General features: G+C 41.5%; 21 protein-coding genes, 20 tRNA genes and 1 rRNA gene. 8 read left to right on the top strand and 34 right to left on the bottom strand.

Going from position 1 to position 21,461, the window contains the following annotated elements:
* Nucleotides 1-616 precede the first annotated feature (616 nt).
* Entirely contained in the window at nt 617-1,126 is a 510-nt protein-coding gene (gene ytkD / locus J2S07_RS20715; protein WP_307152288.1) for an RNA deprotection pyrophosphohydrolase, read from the bottom strand.
* A gap of 334 nt (nt 1,127-1,460) precedes the next feature.
* On the opposite strand from ytkD, the gene J2S07_RS20710 reads away from it, so the two are divergent.
* Entirely contained in the window at nt 1,461-2,324 is an 864-nt protein-coding gene (locus J2S07_RS20710) for a DUF6612 family protein (RefSeq protein ID WP_370872911.1), read from the top strand.
* Nucleotides 2,325-2,384: 60 nt separating this feature from the next.
* Here J2S07_RS20710 and J2S07_RS20705 read toward each other — a convergent pair whose 3' ends face one another.
* Nucleotides 2,385-2,708, bottom strand: a complete 324-nt coding sequence (locus J2S07_RS20705; protein WP_370872910.1) for a hydrolase — start codon at nt 2,706-2,708, stop codon at nt 2,385-2,387.
* A gap of 181 nt (nt 2,709-2,889) precedes the next feature.
* Here J2S07_RS20705 and J2S07_RS20700 point away from each other — a divergent pair, with 181 nt between their 5' ends.
* On the top strand, nt 2,890-3,129 hold the full coding sequence (locus tag J2S07_RS20700; RefSeq protein WP_307152286.1) for a DUF6154 family protein: 240 nt from the start codon (nt 2,890-2,892) through the stop codon (nt 3,127-3,129).
* 129 nt (nt 3,130-3,258) lie between these two features.
* On the opposite strand, the gene J2S07_RS20695 is transcribed toward J2S07_RS20700, so the two are convergent.
* Nucleotides 3,259-3,702 (bottom strand): Dps family protein, encoded by a 444-nt coding sequence (locus J2S07_RS20695; protein WP_307152285.1) that lies wholly within the window; start codon nt 3,700-3,702, stop codon nt 3,259-3,261.
* A gap of 126 nt (nt 3,703-3,828) precedes the next feature.
* Between J2S07_RS20695 and ytzI the strand changes: the two genes are divergently transcribed.
* Nucleotides 3,829-3,981, top strand: coding sequence for a YtzI protein (gene ytzI, locus J2S07_RS20690; protein ID WP_307152284.1), 153 nt, complete (start codon nt 3,829-3,831; stop codon nt 3,979-3,981).
* 27 nt (nt 3,982-4,008) lie between these two features.
* Nucleotides 4,009-5,457 carry a cardiolipin synthase gene (gene cls / locus J2S07_RS20685; RefSeq protein ID WP_307152283.1) on the top strand — a complete coding sequence of 483 codons (1,449 nt, stop codon included), beginning with the start codon at nt 4,009-4,011 and terminating at the stop codon, nt 5,455-5,457.
* Nucleotides 5,458-5,508: 51 nt separating this feature from the next.
* On the opposite strand, the gene J2S07_RS20680 is transcribed toward cls, so the two are convergent.
* A complete protein-coding gene (locus J2S07_RS20680; protein WP_307152282.1) occupies nt 5,509-5,982 on the bottom strand; it encodes an S-ribosylhomocysteine lyase in 474 nt (157 codons plus the stop codon).
* Between the two features lie 115 nt (nt 5,983-6,097).
* Between J2S07_RS20680 and yidD the strand changes: the two genes are divergently transcribed.
* A complete protein-coding gene (gene yidD, locus J2S07_RS20675) occupies nt 6,098-6,331 on the top strand; it encodes a membrane protein insertion efficiency factor YidD (RefSeq protein WP_307152281.1) in 234 nt (77 codons plus the stop codon).
* On the opposite strand, the gene J2S07_RS20670 is transcribed toward yidD, so the two are convergent.
* The gene (locus J2S07_RS20670) at nt 6,321-6,893 is read right to left on the bottom strand and encodes a beta-class carbonic anhydrase (protein WP_307152280.1); all 573 of its coding nucleotides are present in this window, start codon (nt 6,891-6,893) and stop codon (nt 6,321-6,323) included. The two genes, yidD and J2S07_RS20670, sit on opposite strands and share 11 nt — an antisense overlap.
* Before the next feature lie 192 nt (nt 6,894-7,085).
* On the opposite strand from J2S07_RS20670, the gene J2S07_RS20665 reads away from it, so the two are divergent.
* Complete coding sequence (locus tag J2S07_RS20665; protein WP_307152279.1) at nt 7,086-8,015, top strand: metal ABC transporter solute-binding protein, Zn/Mn family; 930 nt, start codon at nt 7,086-7,088, stop codon at nt 8,013-8,015.
* Nucleotides 8,016-8,038: 23 nt separating this feature from the next.
* Here the strand turns inward: J2S07_RS20665 and J2S07_RS20660 are convergent, their stop codons facing one another.
* The 5 genes from J2S07_RS20660 to J2S07_RS20640 all read right to left on the bottom strand — a co-directional run bounded on the left by J2S07_RS20660 (nt 8,039) and on the right by J2S07_RS20640 (nt 14,517).
* A complete protein-coding gene (locus tag J2S07_RS20660) occupies nt 8,039-9,505 on the bottom strand; it encodes an o-succinylbenzoate--CoA ligase (protein ID WP_307152278.1) in 1,467 nt (488 codons plus the stop codon).
* A gap of 165 nt (nt 9,506-9,670) precedes the next feature.
* Nucleotides 9,671-10,489: a 1,4-dihydroxy-2-naphthoyl-CoA synthase gene (menB, locus tag J2S07_RS20655; protein ID WP_307152277.1), complete on the bottom strand. Its 819-nt coding sequence runs from the start codon at nt 10,487-10,489 to the stop codon at nt 9,671-9,673.
* A gap of 59 nt (nt 10,490-10,548) precedes the next feature.
* The gene (menH, locus tag J2S07_RS20650) at nt 10,549-11,358 is read right to left on the bottom strand and encodes a 2-succinyl-6-hydroxy-2,4-cyclohexadiene-1-carboxylate synthase (RefSeq protein ID WP_307152276.1); all 810 of its coding nucleotides are present in this window, start codon (nt 11,356-11,358) and stop codon (nt 10,549-10,551) included.
* Nucleotides 11,355-13,109 carry a 2-succinyl-5-enolpyruvyl-6-hydroxy-3-cyclohexene-1-carboxylic-acid synthase gene (gene menD, locus J2S07_RS20645; protein WP_307152275.1) on the bottom strand — a complete coding sequence of 585 codons (1,755 nt, stop codon included), beginning with the start codon at nt 13,107-13,109 and terminating at the stop codon, nt 11,355-11,357. The genes menH and menD overlap by 4 nt, the downstream gene beginning before the upstream one ends.
* A 4-nt stretch (nt 13,110-13,113) precedes the next feature.
* A complete protein-coding gene (locus J2S07_RS20640) occupies nt 13,114-14,517 on the bottom strand; it encodes an isochorismate synthase (RefSeq protein ID WP_307152274.1) in 1,404 nt (467 codons plus the stop codon).
* 379 nt (nt 14,518-14,896) lie between these two features.
* Between J2S07_RS20640 and J2S07_RS20635 the strand changes: the two genes are divergently transcribed.
* Nucleotides 14,897-15,829, top strand: coding sequence for a 1,4-dihydroxy-2-naphthoate polyprenyltransferase (locus tag J2S07_RS20635; protein ID WP_307152273.1), 933 nt, complete (start codon nt 14,897-14,899; stop codon nt 15,827-15,829).
* A gap of 228 nt (nt 15,830-16,057) precedes the next feature.
* Nucleotides 16,058-16,501, top strand: coding sequence for a hypothetical protein (locus J2S07_RS20630; protein WP_307152272.1), 444 nt, complete (start codon nt 16,058-16,060; stop codon nt 16,499-16,501).
* Here the strand turns inward: J2S07_RS20630 and J2S07_RS20625 are convergent.
* The 24 genes from J2S07_RS20625 to rrf all read right to left on the bottom strand — a co-directional run.
* Nucleotides 16,425-17,366 (bottom strand): IS3 family transposase, encoded by a 942-nt coding sequence (locus tag J2S07_RS20625; protein WP_307152289.1) that lies wholly within the window; start codon nt 17,364-17,366, stop codon nt 16,425-16,427. The two genes, J2S07_RS20630 and J2S07_RS20625, sit on opposite strands and share 77 nt — an antisense overlap.
* Nucleotides 17,366-17,797 carry an HTH domain-containing protein gene (locus tag J2S07_RS20620; RefSeq protein ID WP_307152271.1) on the bottom strand — a complete coding sequence of 144 codons (432 nt, stop codon included), beginning with the start codon at nt 17,795-17,797 and terminating at the stop codon, nt 17,366-17,368. The genes J2S07_RS20625 and J2S07_RS20620 overlap by 1 nt, the downstream gene beginning before the upstream one ends.
* Nucleotides 17,798-18,279: 482 nt before the next feature.
* Nucleotides 18,280-18,699 (bottom strand): DUF1801 domain-containing protein, encoded by a 420-nt coding sequence (locus J2S07_RS20615; protein ID WP_307152270.1) that lies wholly within the window; start codon nt 18,697-18,699, stop codon nt 18,280-18,282.
* A 185-nt stretch (nt 18,700-18,884) separates the two neighbouring features.
* Nucleotides 18,885-18,956 (bottom strand) — tRNA-Glu (locus tag J2S07_RS20610).
* Nucleotides 18,957-18,960: 4 nt separating this feature from the next.
* Nucleotides 18,961-19,051: transfer RNA gene (locus J2S07_RS20605), tRNA-Ser, on the bottom strand.
* 3 nt (nt 19,052-19,054) lie between these two features.
* Nucleotides 19,055-19,129: transfer RNA gene (locus tag J2S07_RS20600), tRNA-Asn, on the bottom strand.
* Nucleotides 19,130-19,283: 154 nt separating this feature from the next.
* Nucleotides 19,284-19,360, bottom strand: a tRNA-Ile gene (locus tag J2S07_RS20595).
* A 9-nt stretch (nt 19,361-19,369) separates the two neighbouring features.
* Nucleotides 19,370-19,443 (bottom strand) — tRNA-Gly (locus J2S07_RS20590).
* Nucleotides 19,444-19,451: 8 nt separating this feature from the next.
* Nucleotides 19,452-19,524: transfer RNA gene (locus tag J2S07_RS20585), tRNA-Phe, on the bottom strand.
* 162 nt (nt 19,525-19,686) lie between these two features.
* Nucleotides 19,687-19,763: transfer RNA gene (locus tag J2S07_RS20580), tRNA-Asp, on the bottom strand.
* Between the two features lie 38 nt (nt 19,764-19,801).
* A tRNA-Met gene (locus J2S07_RS20575) sits at nt 19,802-19,875 on the bottom strand.
* A gap of 166 nt (nt 19,876-20,041) precedes the next feature.
* Nucleotides 20,042-20,134, bottom strand: a tRNA-Ser gene (locus tag J2S07_RS20570).
* A 36-nt stretch (nt 20,135-20,170) separates the two neighbouring features.
* Nucleotides 20,171-20,247, bottom strand: a tRNA-Ile gene (locus J2S07_RS20565).
* Between the two features lie 16 nt (nt 20,248-20,263).
* Nucleotides 20,264-20,340 (bottom strand) — tRNA-Met (locus J2S07_RS20560).
* A 21-nt stretch (nt 20,341-20,361) separates the two neighbouring features.
* Nucleotides 20,362-20,437 (bottom strand) — tRNA-Ala (locus tag J2S07_RS20555).
* A 10-nt stretch (nt 20,438-20,447) separates the two neighbouring features.
* Nucleotides 20,448-20,524 (bottom strand) — tRNA-Pro (locus tag J2S07_RS20550).
* A 7-nt stretch (nt 20,525-20,531) separates the two neighbouring features.
* Nucleotides 20,532-20,605 (bottom strand) — tRNA-Arg (locus tag J2S07_RS20545).
* A gap of 28 nt (nt 20,606-20,633) precedes the next feature.
* A tRNA-Leu gene (locus J2S07_RS20540) sits at nt 20,634-20,719 on the bottom strand.
* A 6-nt stretch (nt 20,720-20,725) separates the two neighbouring features.
* A tRNA-Gly gene (locus tag J2S07_RS20535) sits at nt 20,726-20,800 on the bottom strand.
* Between the two features lie 26 nt (nt 20,801-20,826).
* Nucleotides 20,827-20,911: transfer RNA gene (locus J2S07_RS20530), tRNA-Leu, on the bottom strand.
* A gap of 36 nt (nt 20,912-20,947) precedes the next feature.
* A tRNA-Lys gene (locus J2S07_RS20525) sits at nt 20,948-21,023 on the bottom strand.
* A gap of 145 nt (nt 21,024-21,168) precedes the next feature.
* Nucleotides 21,169-21,244: transfer RNA gene (locus J2S07_RS20520), tRNA-Thr, on the bottom strand.
* Nucleotides 21,245-21,276: 32 nt separating this feature from the next.
* A tRNA-Val gene (locus J2S07_RS20515) sits at nt 21,277-21,352 on the bottom strand.
* A 10-nt stretch (nt 21,353-21,362) separates the two neighbouring features.
* Nucleotides 21,363-21,461 (bottom strand): 5S ribosomal RNA (gene rrf / locus J2S07_RS20510); the annotation flags it as partial.

The raw sequence follows: 21,461 nt of genomic DNA, 5'->3' as shown, positions 1-21,461 counted from the left end.
AGCCGGAAAAGTAGTGCGGTTGGCGAACTTTCAGAGCCCTTTGAAGGGCTGGCCAGTAACGAAGGCTTTCAGCCGTAGAACAAACCACCCGTTTTTACGGGTGGTTATGATTTTTTTCTCTAGGCGCTGTTAATTTTTTTGTTGGTCTTGATACCACCATATGTGCATGGGTTCACTACGTTGCTCGTGCCGAGCAAAACCCGTTCACGCCCTGCACATATGGCTAGTATGAACACTGAACATTAACACATTCTTTCTTTGAACTACTCCATCTTAATTTTCTAACGAAAATTTGAAGATGGAGATTCCTGCGAACACCGAAGTATCCTTCAGTTTCTTAGCAGGCTATCCCTGTCGCACCGACAGTTAGCAGTGCAAGCGACTCATGGAGTCTCCTGCGGAGTTGCAATCTTGTACGTTGGACTCACTGCACGTTCTACTTTGCTTGGTTTTCGCTACTTCGATACGTGCAGGGCGAATGACGCTTGGATATTTTACAGTACGAAGCCTTTCTCGTACCAACCCCATATATCCAGTTTTCAAAGAACAACTTACAGGGATATTATACCATACGAACATATGTTTTGTCTATCACCAACCGACATTCATCTCCCACTTATTTTTGGGCTAAGCCCTTCACAAAATTGAAGTGGGAGTCTTCTGTCGGAAATCCGATAAATCGGATGCTTTTTTCAATCACCGAATCCTTCATAATAAAACTGAATTCCTCACCAAATCTTTTTTCAAGGAGATCTTGTCCTACCAACTGTGGACCCTCTGTCTCATAGTAATAGGCGTTATTCTGAAGCTCTTTTGCTTCTCCGTAAAAAATCGCCTTCACGAAGGAGCCATCCTTACTCTCTACCTCATATTCCCCAATCAATTGGACCTCCCCTAAGATCGCACCCGTTTCCTCCTGAACCTCCCTCCTGACTGCTTCTTCTAGTGTCTCGCCAGCTTCAACCTTCCCACCAGGGAACTCGAGACCCCGCTGTTTATGCTTGGTCAGCAGCCACTGACCCTTGTATCGACAAATGGCCAGAACATGCTTAGCAGGCTTTGAAAAAGAATTTTTCTCAAAAGCTAGCCTTACCGTATCACCATGATAATCTTGAAATGTTTCCATTTTATCCTCCATCCTAATAACTGCTTATTTTCATTATATCGAAAAACAACAAAAAAACATTTTCGAGAAAATTATGAAACTATTTCCATATTACTACGTATGATTAATGGGTAGGTTCTTTTCTCCAAACATGGTTGCTTTCGCACAAAAAATCTATAGATTGAACCTTGATTATGCAGTCTATTTATTAAAATAACAGAGAAAAGTGCTGGCCTACTCTATGCGTGGCATACGTCTAGTATGAAACGGAATGGCTGGCAGTAAAGCCGTTCAAAACCACGTTCCGTACGAGAACAGCCATTGGGTAAGACCAAGAAGTAAAGGAGTGGAGAAATTGAGAAAATTAGTTTCCATCGTTACAGGACTCTTCCTTATCCTCATGCTTGCAGCCTGTAATCAGACAGCAGAACCTGTAGCGAAGAAGGACAACACAAAAGATCAAAAGCAAACAGAGGAAAAGAGCGAAAAGATTTCTGAATTAACTTTGGCTGAAGTTTTTGAAAAAGCCACTGCTGCCTCAGAAGAGCTGAAGAGCTTTGGATTAAGAATGGATCTCGAGCAAGAAATAACCGGGCCAGAGACAGTAAATGTGAAGTCGACGGTTGATGCGAAGGCTACCCAAAATCCGATGGCCCTTCATCAAAAAATGAAAATGACCGTACCAGATACCGCGGAACAAATGGAAACGGAAATGTATCTTACACCCGAAGGCATCTACATGTTTGCTCCGACAGGGGAAGGATGGATGAAGTTTCCTACTGAAATGGCTGAAGAGCTCATGCAAAGCACACCTCAGCAATCCAATCCAATAGGGGAGCTAAAGAAGCTAGAGAAGTATGTAGACGATTTCAAATTTGAACAGGACGATAACTCCTACATACTTAAATTGAAGGCATCTGGTAACAAATTTAATGACCTCATTAATGAAACTATTGAACAAGCCCTTCCGGAAATGTCTCAGGAAGTCATGGCCTCACAGGATCTCAATATTAAAAATATCGAATATGAGATTTATATTGATAAAGAGACCTTCTATCCAAGTAAGTTGAATATGAAAATGGATATGGACATAACAGCTGAGGGTGAAACAATCAGTCTGAAACAAATCATCAGTGGTGAGTACATGGATTATAATCAAATCGGTGAAATTACTATTCCTCAGGAAATAGTCGACACGGCAATCGAAATGGAAATGTAATAAGGTAAAATGAATAGCAATGCCGCTTTCTTATAGGAAGCGGCATTCTTTTATAACGTTTTAGCTCTCCCCTTCTAGAATCCCCATTGACTCAATATGATTCCTTGCTTCCTGATCTCCTAAGTCATAAATCATTTGATAAATTTTGACCATGGTTTCATCATATGCATCATTTTGTTTGTCATGGTGATATTCTAAAAATGGAACATGCGCCCGCCAAAAGTTCTGCCACTCAGTTGAATAGTTTTGATCAAAATACTCTCTCAGCATCGTAATTTCATCATCGGTCGCCTCAATCCGGAAATTCCAGGCAGAATCGGTACTGCTCTTTGTAATCTCGCCCGTTCCCACATTGATATAATAAGTCTTTTTTTCTTCACTCACGGATATGACCCCCTTTTTCATTAGGCTGTTTTCGAAACAATATTTGAGAAATGAGCCTTTCATTATGATTATTAGTTGTAGGGCATCCATTTAAACGTGAAGTCCGGTATTTATTTTTATTCAAATTGGAATAATTGCTTATGATTAGGGTATTGTATTAAGAAACACGGGGGTGGAAGCAATGAAGCTGGTGGATGAAATCTATGAGTTTTATCGGGATAAGCTAACAGGGGATGACGAAGATATTGATATGCTGACCTTTGCCTTGCTTGAGGAAATGTCCTACGATGACCTGATGAACATCATCAAAGAACTCGATAAGCAAGAACTCTATGACCTAATTGGACTATACTTAATGGAAGCACTAAAGGGCAAATTCGCTAGCAAAGACTACGGCCAACAACGCGCCCACCTGCACTAATTTCGGTACCAGGTACCGTCGGTGGACAAACCCCTAAATTTGTCCTCCACAGGTGGACAGTTACATATTTCTTCTCCATAATACATGCAAAAGCTGGCTGATTCATTAGCCAGCTTTTTGTTAGCTGTTTTATTCTCCTAAGAAGGCACGGAACATCCATAGATGCTTGGTTAGACTCTTCTTGATCCCGATAAACATATCAGCTGTGCCATCGTCGCCTGCCTCTTCTGCTTCCTTGATTCCTACCTGCAATTCACGGGATAAGATTTCAAAATCCTCCACAACACTCTTCACCATAGCTGTTTCATCAGCTTCCTGACCAGTTGCTTCCTTTATGGATGCAAGCTGGAGACATTCAGCCATCGTACCAATTGGCTTCCCCCCAAGAGCAAGGACTCGTTCAGCGAGCTCATCAATATATTCGTTTGCCTCATCATAGAGCTCCTCAAATTTCTCATGTAAGGCAAAAAAGTGGTGCCCTTTAATAAACCAATGATAGTTATGAAGCTTAACAAAAAGCACCGTCCAATTGGCTACTTGTTTATTTAAGTCTTTTACTACTGCATTTGACATGATATCAACCTCCTCAGCATAGATTTCCCAATTTTGCAGATAAAAAACAAGTTTTCACAAATAAAGTGCACTTTCATGTTAGAATAGCTATGATTGCCTTAAAAAGAAATATGGGAGGGATATGTTGTGTTAGTAGTTCTCATTATTTGTATTATTATTTGTTTCGCGGTCATCATCCTTTCTGCGGTGGTAACGAGCAAAGCATACTCGTACAAGCATTCCGTTGATCCATTAGAAAAGACTCCTCATTTAGATAATGACAGAGATTTACACACCTAAATATAGAACGTATGCGAGGAAGAAATAATGAGCTTTACTTCAATAATCATTGGCGTCATTTTTATTTTAAATATGTTTTTAGCAATGATTGTCGTTTTTCTGGAAAGGAAAGATGCTGGCGCCACATGGGCTTGGATCTTGGTTCTCTTTTTTATTCCGGGCTTTGGCTTCTTCATGTACCTGTTCTTCGGAAGAAGCTTAACACACTCCAAAATGTTTCAATGGGAGGATCAGAAAAAAGTCGGAATTGCACAGTTCATATCCAATCAGCTCATGGAAATCTGTACCGGAAACTTTCCATACCGAAACAGCATTGAAAAAAAATATCATGATCTTATTTTCTTACATCTCAGCAATAATGATGCCGTCCTCACCCAGGATAATCAGGTCGATCTCTTTACAGACGGAAAAGAGAAATTTCAATCCCTGTTTCGGGATATTGAGAAGGCCAAAGATCATATCCATTTGCAATACTACATTCTCAAAAAAGATGATATTGGAAAAAAACTACTTGCGGCCCTAATCAAGAAAGCGAAGGAAGGCGTCAAGGTTCGGGTTCTCTATGATGATCTTGGGTCTAGAGGGATGACACGCAGCTTTTTTAAAGAGCTACGCCATGCCGGCGGAGAGGTGGAAGCTTTTTTTCCTTCAAAACTACATATCATTAATTTTCGAATTAATTACCGAAATCATCGTAAGCTCGCGATTATCGATGGAAAAATTGGCTATGTAGGTGGTTTTAATGTCGGAGACGAGTACCTAGGGAAAAATCCGAAATTCGGCTATTGGCGAGATACCCATTTGCGGATAAAAGGGAGTGCCGTCTACGCCATCCAAACCCGTTTTATATTGGACTGGAATCAAGCGTCCCATCGCCATGATATTCACTATGCACAAAATTTTTTTCCTAAAGATGTTTCCGCTGGGCAAGTAGGGATCCAAATCGTTAACTCTGGGCCAGACTCTGAATGGGAGCAGATTAAATATGGCTATATTAAAATGATCACCTCTGCCAAAAAATCGATTTGGATTCAGACTCCTTATTTTATCCCCGACGCAAGCCTTCTAGATGCGCTAAGGATTGCTTCCTTATCAGGAGTAGATGTCCGAATCATGATTCCAAATAAGCCGGATCATATGTTTGTCTATTGGGCAACGATGTCCTATGTAGGCGAAATGATCAAGGCAGGTGCGAAGATTTTTATTTATGATAATGGCTTTATCCATGCCAAGACGATCATCGTAGACAAGGAGGTTTCCTCGGTCGGAACCGCCAATATCGATGTTCGAAGCTTCCGTCTTAACTTTGAAGTTAATGCATTTATCTATCATGAAGAAATCGCCCATGAACTTTCCGAAAGCTTCATGAAGGATATGGAACTATCTTGGGAGATGACAAGTGAAAAGTATCACCATCGTTCTCTCTATATTCGATTTAAGGAGTCTATTTCAAGGCTCCTCAGTCCCCTATTATAAAAGCTCTTTTCTCAAACCATAAAAAAAATCGGCGACAAATCGCCGATTTTTTTATGCAAACACTTGCTTCAATTCTTCTTTTGAGTGCCCGAGCCAATATCGCATTAATTTCTTTGCTCCTTCTAAATCATGAAGCTTGGCCTGGCCACATTGCTTCTCATTCGCTGCTGGAATTTCTTCTATTTCAACAGCTGCCTTCATCGTCGCATCTAATAAATCGATGATTTCTTCCACCGTCGGTTCGCCACTAACCACTAAATAATAGCCTGTCTGACAACCCATTGGGGAAATATCGATAATATCAAAATGATCATATTTTAGCGCATGCTCACGAATATTAAAAGCGAGCAAATGCTCTAACGTATGAATAGAATCTGGCTTCATCGCCTGCTTGTTCGGCTGGCAAAAACGTATATCATACTTATTAACGACACCGTCTGATCCTACATGATGAACACCACAATGTCTGACATAGGGTGCCTTTACTGCATTATGGTCCAATTCAAAGCTCTCTACTGATGGCATTTCTCTTCCCTCCCGAGGATACCTTACATTTGTTCCGAAGTCTCATTCATAGACTAATATACCATAGGTATGATATCTTTTTGAAGAAATCTTATTTTTCAAAGGATGAGAACTTATGATAAAAAAAATCATGATCGGGCTGATTCGTTTTTACCAAATTGTAATCTCCCCACTAAAGCCACCCACCTGCCGATTCTATCCAACCTGCTCCCATTATGGCTTAGAGGCTATTCGCAGATTTGGACCGATCAAAGGAGGATGGCTCACCATTAAGCGCATTTTAAAATGTCACCCATTTCATCCAGGTGGAGTAGATCTAGTGCCAGAGAAAAAAGAAACTAAATCCTAGTCTCCCCATACCCATTGGATACGAGATCAAGCTTTCCTGTTTCCGGATCAATGACAAGACCATGAACCGGAATATCCTTTGGTAAAAGAGGATGCTTACGAATCATCTCGACACTGTGCTGAACGCTTTCAGTTACATCATTGAATCCTTCCAGCCATTTTTCAACATCCATGCCTGAGTAGGTCAGCATTTCCAGTGTTTCTTCCTTAATTCCCCGTTCCTTCATTTGGGCGATCATCTTATCTGCCTTCATGCCTGACATCCCACAATCATGATGTCCAATCACCAAAATTTCATCTGCATTAAGCTGATACACAGCGACCAGCAGGCTTCTCATAATACTTCCAAAAGGGTGGGATACGAGTGCACCTGCATTTTTCACAAGCTTAACATCCCCATTGCCGACATTTAAGGCCTTCGGCAATAGTTCGAGCAATCTGGTGTCCATACAGGTTAAAATAACCATTCTTTTATTCGGAAATTTCGTTGTCGCATACTGTTCGTATTTTTTCTCACTTACAAACTCTTCGTTATACTCTAAAATCTCTTCAAGCAATCTCATAAATCTTCCCCCTTTCTAATCATTTTTCAGGTATTCATACACATAATAATAATGGCACTATTCCATTAAAGCCACTACAAAACTAGACAATTTTTTATCTTGCAATTATAACACAATTATTATAAGATACTAAAGTAAATCGTAATCATTACGGATTATAACTATTTTGTTTTATATTGAGAGGAGAAAAGCATGAAAAAAATAGTCCCCCTCTTTTTAGTCCTGATCATCTTCACACTTGCAGGCTGTAAAGCGGAAGAAAATAAAAAGAAGATTGCTGAGGACGGAATACTTGACGTTTATACAACCGTCTATCCACTTCAATATTTTACTGAGGAAATCGGAAAAGAATTCGTCAAAGTTCAAACGATTTATCCTCCAGGTTCTGACGAGCATACGTTTGAGCCTTCACAAAAGGATATGATGAAGCTAGCCGATTCCGATCTATTTATATATGTCGGTCTAGGTTTGGAAGGCTTTGTGGATAAAGCAAAGCAAACGTTAAAAAATGAAGAGGTTGTTCTTCTTCCCGCAGGAGAGAACATTAAACATCTTGAAGAACACAAAGCTCCAGACGATGACGGCCATCATCATGGTGATATTGACCCGCATGTTTGGATCGATCCCGTTTATGCAAAAGAGCTTGCAGAAGCAATCAAAAACGAATTGAGCAAGCAATTACCAACACATAAAGAAGAATTCGAGAAAAACTATGAGCAATTGGCGTCCGATTTGGATGACTTGAACACAAGGTTTGAAGCTCTAGTGAAAAACGCTAAGCATAAGGAAATTATTGTTTCTCATGCAGCCTATGGGTATTGGGAAAAGCGCTATGGCATTAAGCAGCTTAGTATTTCTGGTCTGTCCTCCTCTAGTGAGCCTACTCAGAGAGAGCTAAAGCAAATTATTAAAACGGCACAGGAAAACGATTTGAACTATGTATTTTTAGAGCAAAATGTCAGCACCAAGCTAGCAGAAGTCGTTCGGAAAGAGATAAAGGCAGAGCCGCTCTACCTTCATAACCTATCTGTTTTAACAGACGCTGACATAAAAAATAAACGAACCTATTTTTCCATAATGAATGACAATCTAAAGGCTTTAGAAACGGCGTTGGCAAAATAACGAACCCTCCGATTTGGAGGGTTTTATTTATCGAGCATTTGTCTAAGCTCTCGCCTCAACAGCTTTCGAGAAGCATTTCTTGGAAGCTCATCGACAAAGTAGATCTTCTTTGGCAGCTTATACCTTGCGAGCCTTTCCGAACAATAGTGGATGATTTCTTCTTCAGCGACTGAGCCTATTTTTTTTACAAAGGCAACAGGTACTTGCCCCCATTGGTGATCCGCAGCTCCAATTACTCCTGCATCCTCTATGTCTGGGTGTGAGGTGAGGATTCCTTCTATTTCTGCTGGATAAATATTTTCCCCACCCGAAATGATTAAATCCGAGCGACGATCTAGTACATAAAGAAAGCCTTCCTCATCTAAATAGCCAACATCCCCGGTTTTGAGCCATCCATCCACAAATTGTTTTCTTGATTCCACTTCCCTGTTCAAATAACCAGACGTCACATTAGGGCCCTTGACAAGGATTTCACCTGATTGGTTAGCTTCAATTTCTTTCCCATTAGAATCTGCAATTTTTACTTGTGATGGAAACAACGCCTTTCCAGCCGAGCCAAGCTTACTAATACTGTATTCAGGTGACAAGGTGACAATTTGCGAGGAGGTTTCGGTCATCCCATAGCTTTGGAAAACCGGAATATTTTTCTCAACACATTTCTCCAATAGAGGCAACGGAGCTGGTCCACCTCCTAAAAGCATACAACGAAATCGAGACGGAAGGGTCCGATGATTCAGTGCCTCAACAAGGCGGGACAGCATGGTAGTAACAACGGACATGATCGTCACCTTTTCCGTTTCAATCGTCTCGAGAACAAGTCCTTCATTAAAGCCTTCGTGAAGCACCATCCTCATCCCATAGATAATGCTTCTCATTAAGATAGAGAAGCCGCTAATATGAAACAAAGGTACCGTACACAACCAGCAATCATCCTCACTTATCCCTAAATTCAGAGCTGACCCAGTTGCACTCCACCAATGATTCCCGTAAGTTTGCAGTACTCCCTTTGGCTTCCCTGTTGTCCCAGAGGTATACATCACCGAGCATACATCATCTAGGTTCACCTCATCTTGAACAGCAGGGGACATGGAATTTGATGTATCGATGGTTGCCTTCCATAGCCATGGAATCTCAAGTTGCAGCCTTGCTAGCTTGTCTCTAAACCCCTCTTCCGTTATAAAAAGGATCGAATTCGAGTCCTCGATTTGCCATGCAAGTTCTTCTGCGGTCAAACGATTATTTAGGATCACCGCTATCCCCCCAATCAGCTGAAGGGACAATAGCATCACGACAGAGTCGACATGATTTTGCAAAAGAACTGCCACATAATCCCCTTTTTTTACACCTTGAGATTGTAGGTGACCCGCTTGCTTCAAAGCACGCTCATACATCTCCTTGAAGCTATAATCCCGATCTTTAAAACGAATCATCGGTCGATTTGGGGTTAAAAAAGCTCTCTTAAGCAATGGGTTCGGAATGGTTTCAGTCATCACGCATCACCACCTTATATTTCACTGGATATGTTTATGTTCGGTGTTAATTTTAGCTTTAACCAAACCGTTAGAAAAACAGACATCAACAAAGTTCAGCATAGCCTATTCCTCAAAAACCAAACAGCTTGATACTGAGATCAAGCTGTTTGAAGGTTTCTTTAATTAAGGGAAACGAGGGAATTGACCGAAGTCTGGCTTACGCTTCTCTTTGAAAGCATCACGGCCTTCCTTCGCCTCTTCTGTCGTATAGTAAAGCAATGTAGCATCTCCTGCAAATTGCTGAATTCCAGCTAATCCATCCGTATCCGCATTCATCGCTGCTTTTAGGAAGCGAAGAGCAGTTGGACTCTTCTCAAGAATTTCCTCACACCATTGAATGGTTTCTTCTTCTACCTTCTCAAGTGGGACAACGGTATTGACCAAGCCCATATCGAGAGCTTCCTGCGCATTATATTGTCGACAGAGGTACCAAATTTCGCGAGCTTTTTTATGGCCGACAATTCTCGCTAAATAACCAGAACCATAGCCTGCATCAAAGGAGCCGACCTTTGGTCCAGTTTGACCAAATACCGCATTATCTGCCGCAATCGTCAAATCACAAACGATATGAAGAACATGCCCTCCCCCTATAGCATAGCCCTTTACCATCGCAATGACTGGTTTCGGAATGACGCGGATTAGGCGTTGAAGGTCCAATACATTTAAGCGAGGAATTTGGTCCTCACCGACATAACCTCCGTGACCGCGAACAGATTGATCCCCACCAGAACAGAATGCTTTGTCACCCGCTCCAGTTAAGATAATAACACCGACATTGGAATCATCACGTGCATATGCGAAAGCATCAATTAGTTCCATGACGGTTCTTGGTGTAAATGCATTATGTACATGTGGACGATTGATTGTAATTTTCGCAATCCCATTGTATGTTTCATAAATAATTTCTTCATACTGGCGTCCTGCAACCCACTCTACTGACATAAAGCAACCTCCAATCATTTATTTAGCTCCAAACATGGGAGCAGTCAAGTTTTGCCTTTTTATGTTTTCGACAGAAACCCACTTATTATTGTACCAAATTTTTCACAATTCTCCACATGAATTGCATGGCCAGAGCCTTCGACATTCACCCACTGGGAATTTTCGAGTCGTTCCTGCATTTTTTCAGCAATCAGACAAAATTTCGTATCTAAGGAACCAGTGATTAAAAGTGTACTCATTTTTATATTCTCAAGCTCTCCCCACCAGGAGGGTTGCGCTCCAGTCCCCATTCCTCTTAAACTATTCGCCAAGCCCTTCGCAGAATTTTGAAGTCGCTGTTCCCTTTGACTCTTTTGAACCTCTGAAGGAAGGCGTTTTTGACTTTCAAATAAGGAGATGTTTTCCCAATAATCGACAAACTCCTCTATGCCCTTTTCCTCAATAAAATCAGCTAGCTTCTCATCCTGCTTCATTCTCTCTTTTCTTTCTTCTACAGAGGCTAATCCAGGTGAAGCACTTTCTAGCACAAGCTTTCGAACCTTCGTTGGATATTTGGCGGCAAAGGATAAAGCAAGCCTTCCTCCCATTGAATATCCGACAAAGTCCGCTTTTTGGATTTTCAATTTCTCCATGATTAGAAAAATATCATCCACGACAGACAGCATTCTATATCTTTCTTTCTGATCCGTCATCTCTGTTTTCCCATGTCCAATAATATCGACAGCGATCAGCTTTGAGTGTTTTCCCCATTTTTCATAAAAAGGCTGCCACATCGACATATTCCCTGTAAATCCATGTAGCAAAATCACGGGAAACCCGTCGCCATACGTATCCACATTATAGCGAATGCCGTCTATTACATGTCTCATGCCCTGTCACCCTTCAAAAGTCGACTTATTTCCTGGGAAACATAATTCCACAAATCTCGATGCTCTTTGAGGTTTATGTCACGAATTGTCGTAATTTCCATCACTGATAAGCCAACATTCTCCATATTTTGCTGAAAAGAGGAAGTAAAATGCTCCCAATCTGTAATGAGGTCATAAGAACCATTATACATCTTGATGGCATGCTCAAACTGAAGATCTAATGGCGTACCAAATAGTTTTTCGAAATTCTTTGGATACCCCGCCTGAGGAAGGAAGGAAAAAATCCCCCCACCGTTATTGTTAATGACAATAATTTTTATATTTAAATCATAGAGCTTGGCAGCCATAAGTCCGTTTAAATCATGGAAAAAGGTCAAGTCACCCACAATTAAATAAAGAGGTTGAAGCACGGTGGAAGCACCTAATGCTGTCGAAATGGTCCCATCGATTCCATTAGCACCACGATTGGCCATGATTTTAATTGAGTTATGATTAAAATGGAAAAAAGTATCTAAATCCCGTATCGGCATACTATTGCCAACGAATACAGTGGCCCCTTCTGGAAGGATGTCAGGAAGCATATGAAAGAGCTTCCCTTCACTTAATTGATTGACATCGCGGATTTTCTTCAAGCAAGTCTTTGTAAAAGAATTCAATTCTCTCCATTTGATTAAATAGTCATCCTCGGATTTCTTCTCCACATATTCCAAGATAGATTGGCAAAATTCCTTTTCACCACAATAGAGCATTAATGAGGATAAAAGTGATGGGTCTCGCCAACCGCTCCCACTGTCAATGACCCATTGGTCCGCCTGTTTATTTTCCTTTAAGAAAATCGTCAAGGCTTTGGAAACAGGCATTGCTCCAAATCGAATAATCACATCGGGCTTTAATGCATCTTTTGCATCTTCATTTCTTAAAAATGTATCATATGTATCAATAATATTAGTCCCATCATGAGTCCCACTTCTTAGCTGGGACAATGGATCAGCTATGATCGGAAACTTTAAATGATTCGCTAAGGTAGTGACAGCCTCTATGAACCCGTCCTGCTCGATAGAACCACATACAATTATCCCTCTTGAGTAATTGCTTAAATGATTCCCGATTCTTTCTAACTGCTGGGATGCTAATGTAGGGATGCCACGGTCAATCATGACATAGCCATTCTCCCGTTCAGATACCTGAAATAAGTCTTCTCGCTCAAGATTCGGAACCAACGGCTCTCGAAACGGGAAATTGAGATGAACGGGCCCTGCTGGGGCTGCAAGGGCGGTTGTTGCTGCCCTTGCACAGACGGTTCGAACATAGCGCTGCTGTTCCTCTGTTTCCTCAGGAAGGGCCATCTCCACAAACCACTTTACATGATGACCATATAAATGAATTTGGTCGATCGCTTGTGGTGCACCAACATCCCTTAATTCATGAGGGCGGTCCGCCGTCAGAACCACCAGTGGTACCCTAGAATAATGCGCCTCTACAATGGCAGGAAAGTAATTAGCTGCTGCTGTTCCAGATGTACAAAGAATCGCTACCGGCTGTCCCGATGCTTTTGCCATTCCTAATCCAAAAAAGGCGGCAGATCGCTCATCCACATTGATATGCACACGTAAATCCGGGTGCTCTGCCATTACCATCGCCATGGGTGTTGAACGCGAGCCTGGACTTACAACGACATCCCTAATTCCTGTGTGCACAAGCTCTGAAACAAAAGCTGCGATATAAGAAGTTAACGCTTCTTGATTACTCATTTTATTAAAAACCTCCAAGTGCCGAAAGCATGGGGCGAAACTTAATCTTTGTTTCGACATACTCGCTATCTGCATCAGAATCCTGAACGATGCCACATCCTGCAAAAAGGGATGCTTCATTTTTTTGAATGAGCGCTGAACGAATCGCTACCGCAAATTCTCCATTGCCAGCGTAATCTAACCAACCAATCGGAGCAGCATATAATCCACGATCCAACGCTTCAATTTCCCGTATTTTCTCAACTGACGCCTTTTGAGGCAGACCACCTAGCGCTGGAGTTGGATGAAGGGAATTTACAACCAGTAAAAGGGAACAATCTGGATTCGCAATTCCCACCACAGGAGTGTACAAATGCTGAATATCTCTCGTCTTCAATAAAGTTGGTTGTTCCGGTAGACGCACTTCGAGACATTCCTGCTCCATCGCCTCTTTTATCATTTCCACCACATAATGATGCTCAATTAAATTCTTTTGATCATTTAATAGAATTTGACCGAGCTTTGCATCCTCATCCTCTGTTTTGCCTCTCGCTATAGAACCAGCAAGGCATGTAGAAAACAGTTGGTTGCCTTCTTTCTTAACCAATCGTTCTGGGGAAGCCCCTAAGAAACAATCCCCATTTGATTCAAAGGCAAAGATAAAGCTACCTTTTTGTTCCTCAAGCAGTTTGTTAAGAACACCTTCTATCGAAACCTCATCATGAAAAATCAATCTAAGCTCTCTTGCTAGCACAACCTTTTTTAGCTGGCCATTTTTTAATTCCTCAACAAGATTTCGAACGGAGTTTTTCCATTCACTAGGATGGACAACTTCCTTTTCTTCTATAAGCCTTGATTTTGCAAATGGTTTCACTAGAGATGCTAGTGATAATAATGAGTGACGCTCCTCAAGAACCTGATCAACGATGGATAGCTGATCATGTTGGGTACAAATGATGTTCGTTGTCAAATAAGCTTGCCCTTCAATGATCGAAAGCAAATATTTAGGCACATGAAACAATGCATCTGGGTATTTTGACCAGAGGCTTGTCTTTTCTTTTAGGGGGTCAAAAGAAAAACCTCCAAACATGATAGGCCCCGTCCCCATTTTCTCCTGCTCTTTCAGGATAATGGCTTCACTGATTAAGCGATTCCATTCCATTTGTGTTTCAGTAAAACGCTCGTTTCCATTAATCGATTGAATCTGTTTGCATGTCCCCATTCCTACTAGGACCGTCTCCTCAGTAGGATCCTTCCAAAAGAATCGTTCCCCCATATACTTTTCTATTCCTGCCGCAAAAAAGGAAAGAGGCTCTATATGATCGACTTTTTGAACTTCACTTACTAATACGGGAACTAAGCTTGTTTTTGCTCGTCCTAATGCCTGCTCAATTCCTATTTTTAGCTCCGTATTTAGCAACGTTACCAAAAAATCCCCTCCAATTAAAAAAGGCTCTATTCAAATAAAGCAATGTGTATATAAATTCTAAATAGCCACCATAAAAATCATACCAGTCTTTGCTCGGTTTATCTAGATTTCAAACCTATTTTAAAATACACCTCAACCTCATGAAATGTCAATGAAAGCTACAAAATCGACCTAGTTTTTTCCTTATTATTATATAATACTGCTTCATTGGCTATTCAGGTCCTATTACACCTCCATGGCAATTCCATCCTCGAATAACTGTAAAAAGACATTGACACTCTCTGTCAGTTTGCCTAAACTTGAATTTGGATGTTATCAATATTGGATTGATAATATAGTTATTTATATAGATATCATGCTTTTTTTAGGGGGAGAAAAGATGCAAACAGAAACGAAAACTAGTTATAATCCTGTTACTCCCAACAAAGGCTGGAAGGTCTGGTGGAAGCTGACAAGGCCTCATACACTAACAGCTGCTTTTGTTCCGGTCCTATTAGGAACTGCTTTAGCCATTCACGAGACAAAGATTAATCTAGGGCTATTCTTTGCCATGCTAGTTGCCAGTCTACTCATCCAGGCCGCTACAAACATGTTTAATGAATACTATGACTATAAACGGGGCTTGGATAATGAGGAGTCAGTAGGAATTGGAGGTACCATCGTAAGAGATGGTGTAAAACCAAAAACGATCATGCAAATTGCCTTAGGTTTATATGGTGTTTCAATCTTAATCGGTGTTTATATTTGTATGAATACCTCATGGTGGCTTGCTGCCATCGGGTTATTTTGCATGATTATTGGCTATCTCTACACCGGTGGTCCACTGCCAATTGCCTATACGCCATTTGGTGAAATTTTTGCCGGCTTTTTCATGGGAATGGGCATCATTCTAATTAGCTTCTATATTCAAGCTGGAACGATCACGGTAACAAGCATTTTAGTATCGGTTCCAATCTTCATACTTGTCGGAGCTATTTTGCTTTCAAACAATATTCGTGATCTCGACGGTGATAAAGAGTTCGGACGAAAAACCTTAGCTATTTTATTAGGTCGAAAAAAGGCCATTTACTTATTAGCTAGTATGTTCACTGTTTCATATATATGGGTATTTGTCTTAATGATGATGAGCTATTCATCCGCATGGATGGCCATTGTCGTACTCAGTGCACCGAAAGCTATCCAAGCAACCAAAGGCTTTATCGGCAAAACGATACCGATCCAAATGATGCCTGCGATGAAGGCAACAGCACAAACGAACACGATATTTGGATTTCTATTATCAATCGGATTATTTTTAGACTACTTCATTTAAAAAAGCTTCTGGGGAAACTCCCCAAGCGTTCTCTTCTGGGCAGAAATAACATATGAATTCACAATAAATTAGCAAAGAAAAAACTGCGATTTTATATTAAAGTGGACCCCATGTCAAGGACACTTTGAAAAAAACTACTAACTTTTATTGCTCCTTCCTCTTATGGTTGTTCCATAGGAGGAGTGGTGACAAGTTCAGGCACACGCTCAAAACTAAGAACGTGTGCCTTTGTTATCCATTAGAAATATGAAGAGACATTATTTATCAAGTTTGAAAGCATTAGAGTTTTCTGTTTTTCAAGAAGAACATACCTTACGAACCTACCCCAATTGGATGGTAAGATATTTTGAATCTCTAACAGAAAAGGAACAATGGAAATACTTTCTCGATTATCGGAAAGTGGCTGATCAAATGCTATCCGAATCATATCTTATCGATCAATTAAAATGGATATTAAAGTTTCCATCCATCGAATTAGAATATGATTTATACGTACAGGCTCTATTAGACCCTGATTTTTACGAAGGGGACGTCTTTCGGCCAGGAAAATGGGACAAACTACATGAAAAATATGTAACACGATTCCAACAAGAAATTAGTCTTGTAGGGGGGCAACAGCAGGAAGATTTGGTGTCTTCACAAGATGAGCCAGAGGATACACTCCCGTTTTAATAAAAGCTGCATATTGATTAGGGGATAACTTTGCGAGATCCCATTGATACCGTTCGTTGTTGTAATAATCCATATAGTCATCGATTTTGATAGAAAGAGATGCAAAAGTAAGTACGCTGCTCAAATTCCCTAGCTCGTCCTTCATGTGACCAAAGAAAGATTCTTGCGGTGCATTGTCCCAACAATTCCCTCGACGTGACATGGATTGCCTTAATTCTTTATCATTCAGCAGCGATTGAAATTGCACACTGGTATAGTGTACGCCCTGGTCGGAATGGATCAGGGTTTTCTGTTTTCTAGGAATCGCGTGATGTTCAATTAATTGTTCGATCATTTCTAAAACAAAATCCACTTCCAAGGATTCACTCAGTGCATAAGAAAGAATTTGATTGGTAAACGAATCTTTGATAGTAGCTAAATAGGCTTTCTGACCTCGTCCAAAGTAGAGATAGGTAATATCCGTGAGTAGGACCGTTTTGGGACCATGGGCTTTAAATTGGCGATTTAAATGATTAGGCTTCGTTGCATGTTCATGCCTAGCTTTGGCCATTCGTTTATAAGGATTAGGTTTTCTAATCGGACATACGAGGTTATATTTATTCATCAGTCGTTGAATCTTCTTACGGTTCATCACGATTCCCATTTGAAGCAAACGCATATAGATGCTTCTTGATCCCTTCGCATATCCGCGATATTGATAGACTTCTAGAATCAATTCAAAATCAGCGCGATCTTGTTCCTCTCGCTCATTACGTCGCTTTTCCTGTTCCAGCCATGCATAATAGCCTGAACGAGAAACGTGGGCAATGTCACAGAGCCACTTGATATTCAAGAGGTTATCGTCTCTTTCCGTTAATTTTTGGATTAGTTGATATTTTTCTTGGGCAAAGCTTTGATTGCTTTGCGATTGATAAAATTCATTTTTTTTAAAGCTTCAATTTGTTGTTTTTGTAAGGCGACTTGATGTTTGAGATAGGCTATTTCCTCACTAGGCGTGCGCTCTTTCGTTTGAGGACGTCCAGAATGTTGGGTGCGTAAATCCGTAAAACCTTCTTTTCTATTCGACATTTTCCGTATCCTGCGAGCAAAGTTATCAATTCTTTGTTTACCCACTACCTTTGTATCAAAGCCAGCTTCCCTAAAAATTTGTGTGGGAAGTTTCCCGCGGTGCAGTTCATCCATAAAATGTTGCTTAAAGACCTCGGAATACGTAATGGCTTTGTTGGAGACTTTATCCACGTAAGGATTCCTTCTTAATTCTTCTAGCTGTTCATCCGAAAAATAATGCACCCCCATATTATCAACTCCCGCTTATAATGATTATAAAATAAGTATACGACAAAGAACCCTATAAAACAGAATGGATAAGTAGTTTTTTATCCGTGTCTATTTTATAGGGTCCAGTTTATATTAAAAATCGCAGTTTTTTTTCGTTATTTATCAACTGTTTACCGTGTTTGAAAAATAAACAGAAAAATTCCGTTTATATCGGAAAATATCCATATTTCCCTAAAAATAAGGGGAGGTTTTCCGTTTACCTTATCCAAACCTTTGGATTTTGACCTATTTAGAGCGGTTAATCGGAATTTTTCAGCTTATATCTGCTTCTTAAGCCTCTCTCTTATGCATTAATCGGAAATTCTCCGCCTATGAATATCATACCTTCACAAAAATCCACAATGAATAACAATGCGAGTAAGTGTGCGATTTTGTATGCGATTTACTTATTTTATACCCTTCCAGAGAACCCGTTTAGGAAACTTCCCCAGAAGCTTTTCTTAATTTGGATATTTTGTTTTCAAGAAATGAACCGATTGTTCGATTAATTCCTTCAGTACATCTATGTTGATATCAGCTAGCTTATTTATGTAGACACATGCTTTGCCACTTGTGTATTTTCCAAACCTCTGCAATATCTCATCTCTTTGATTATCTCCAGTTGCAAAATATAAACTAATTTTGGCCTTCCTTGGTGAAAAGCCAACTAACGGTGCATCGCCCTCATGACCGGAAGCATACTTGTAATGATAGGAACCAAATCCAATAATACTAGGCCCCCACATTTTTGCCTCATAGCCCGTTACTTCCGAAAAAATTTCTAATAACTTGTAGGCATCTTCTTTTTTCTTTGGACTTTCTACTGATTCGATGAACTCCACAACACTATTATCGGTTTCCTTTGTCTTCTGCTCGTACATTTCCTTCCACCCCTCACCAGCTTCAAGATATATCATTGTACATTCTTCACAAGAAATGATAAAGCTATAACATAATCTTTATGGACAAGTTCCTAATCATCTATATCTATTTCTGCATTTGATTTAATAATCCTTTAAAAAGCATAAAAAAGGCTGCCGACACATATTGTCGACAGCCTTTTTTATGACCCCTACGGGATTCGAACCCGTGTTACCGCCGTGAAAGGGCGGTGTCTTAACCGCTTGACCAAGGGGCCAATATGGCGGAGAAGGAGGGATTTGAACCCTCGCGCCGGTTACCCGACCTACACCCTTAGCAGGGGCGCCTCTTCAGCCACTTGAGTACTTCTCCATATGGCTCCGCGGGTAGGATTCGAACCTACGACCGATCGGTTAACAGCCGATTGCTCTACCACTGAGCTACCGCGGAATAACATTAATTATCTATACTCCCTAGTATTCCTTAGATTGTCCTCATCTCGGGAGGCTAATTCAAGTAGCAGCTCGATGAGTACAACTCGAAGCAAAATCATGATGCTTCGCTCGTTGCTCTACCACTGAGCTACCGCGGAAAAATTTATTCATGGTGGGCCTAAATGGACTTGAACCATCGACCTCACGCTTATCAGGCGTGCGCTCTAACCAGCTGAGCTATAGGCCCATATCACATTGGAGCGGGTGATGGGAATCGAACCCACGACAACAGCTTGGAAGGCTGTGGTTTTACCATTAAACTACACCCGCAAAAATGATGGCTCAGGACGGAATCGAACCGCCGACACATGGATTTTCAGTCCATTGCTCTACCGACTGAGCTACTGAGCCATTAAAGTATATATTCCTCTATTAAAACATCTTCGTCCATCGTCCTCATCTCAGAAAGATAACCCAAGAAGCAACTCGATGAGTACGCTGGATGCTATTTCTCAGAAGCTTATTCATCGTGCTCTACCGACTGAGCTACTGAGCCATAAAAAAATATGTAAATGGCGGTCCGGACGGGACTCGAACCCGCGACCTCCTGCGTGACAGGCAGGCATTCTAACCAACTGAACTACCGGACCAAGATGAAACTAATGAAAGGAAATATAAACTTCCTTGATTGCGGGGACAGGATTTGAACCTGCGACCTTCGGGTTATGAGCCCGACGAGCTACCAGACTGCTCCACCCCGCGATAATAATATAAAAGTTTTGTGATCTATGCGCGCTAAGCATACGTTAGACTGTCCTGACCTTAGAAAGCGTAAGCAAGTAGCAGCTCGGTCAGTACAACTCGTAGCTTATTCGATGAAGTAACGCTCGTTGCTCCACCCCGCGATAATAATATTTAAAAAACTTAATGGAGGAGGAAAGGGGATTCGAACCCCTGCGCGGTTTGACCCGCCTGTCGGTTTTCAAGACCGATCCCTTCAGCCGGACTTGGGTATTCCTCCGTATTATAGAAAATTATTGTTTTCCACAAAAAACTCTGGTGGACCTTGTAGGACTCGAACCTACGACCGGACGGTTATGAGCCGTCTGCTCTAACCAGCTGAGCTAAAGGTCCAATATTTTATTGGATTTGGTAGCGGCGGAGGGGATCGAACCCCCGACCTTACGGGTATGAACCGTACGCTCTAGCCAGCTGAGCTACACCGCCATATACAATTATTCGAAAAAATGGTGGAGCCTAGCGGGATCGAACCGCTGACCTCCTGCGTGCAAAGCAGGCGCTCTCCCAGCTGAGCTAAGGCCCCATCTTATTAATGGTCGGGAAGACAGGATTCGAACCTGCGACCCCTTGGTCCCAAACCAAGTGCTCTACCAAGCTGAGCTACTTCCCGTAAGAAACGCGCCCGAGAGGAGTCGAACCCCTAACCTTTTGATCCGTAGTCAAACGCTCTATCCAATTGAGCTACGGGCGCTTGGTAGTTTTTAAATTTTAAAAACTGATGCCGAGGACCGGAATCGAACCGGTACGGTAGTCACCTACCGCAGGATTTTAAGTCCTGTGCGTCTGCCAGTTCCGCCACCCCGGCAAAATTTGGAGCGGAAGACGGGATTCGAACCCGCGACCCCCACCTTGGCAAGGTGGTGTTCTACCACTGAACTACTTCCGCAATTATAAAACATTTTTTGTTATAAATGGTGCGGGTGAAGGGAGTCGAACCCCCACGCCTCGCGGCGCTAGATCCTAAGTCTAGTGCGTCTGCCAATTCCGCCACACCCGCAAATATTAATAGTATTTTCGCAAGAGCGAAAAAACATGGTGAGCCATGAAGGACTCGAACCTTCGACCCTCTGATTAAAAGTCAGATGCTCTACCGACTGAGCTAATGGCTCTTTACAATATTAGCTTGAATACTTTTCTCTGCTTAAGATTTAACTCTTAATAGCATGCTCAAAATCCTTTTGCAAAACCTGCTTAAAATCTCTTTCGAGATTTTGCGCATGCTTCCGAAGAAGCAACACAAGGAAATAAGAAGCATGGTGCCGGCCAGAGGACTTGAACCCCCAACCTACTGATTACAAGTCAGTTGCTCTACCAATTGAGCTAGGCCGGCATATTAGGAAAGTTATTGCTTTGTAAAAGCTATGGTGGAGGATGACGGGATCGAACCGCCGACCCCCTGCTTGTAAGGCAGGTGCTCTCCCAGCTGAGCTAATCCTCCATAATGATTTGCCTGGCAACGTCCTACTCTCACAAGGGGACAGCCCCTAACTACCATCGGCGCTGAGAAGCTTAACTTCCGTGTTCGGTATGGGAACGGGTGTGACCTT

The sequence above is a fragment of the Anoxybacillus andreesenii genome (assembly GCF_030813005.1).
Lineage (GTDB): Bacteria > Bacillota > Bacilli > Bacillales > Cytobacillaceae > Robertmurraya > Robertmurraya andreesenii.
The sequence above is the reverse complement of the archived record's forward strand: the minus strand, read 5'-3'. Positions and strand labels throughout refer to the sequence as shown.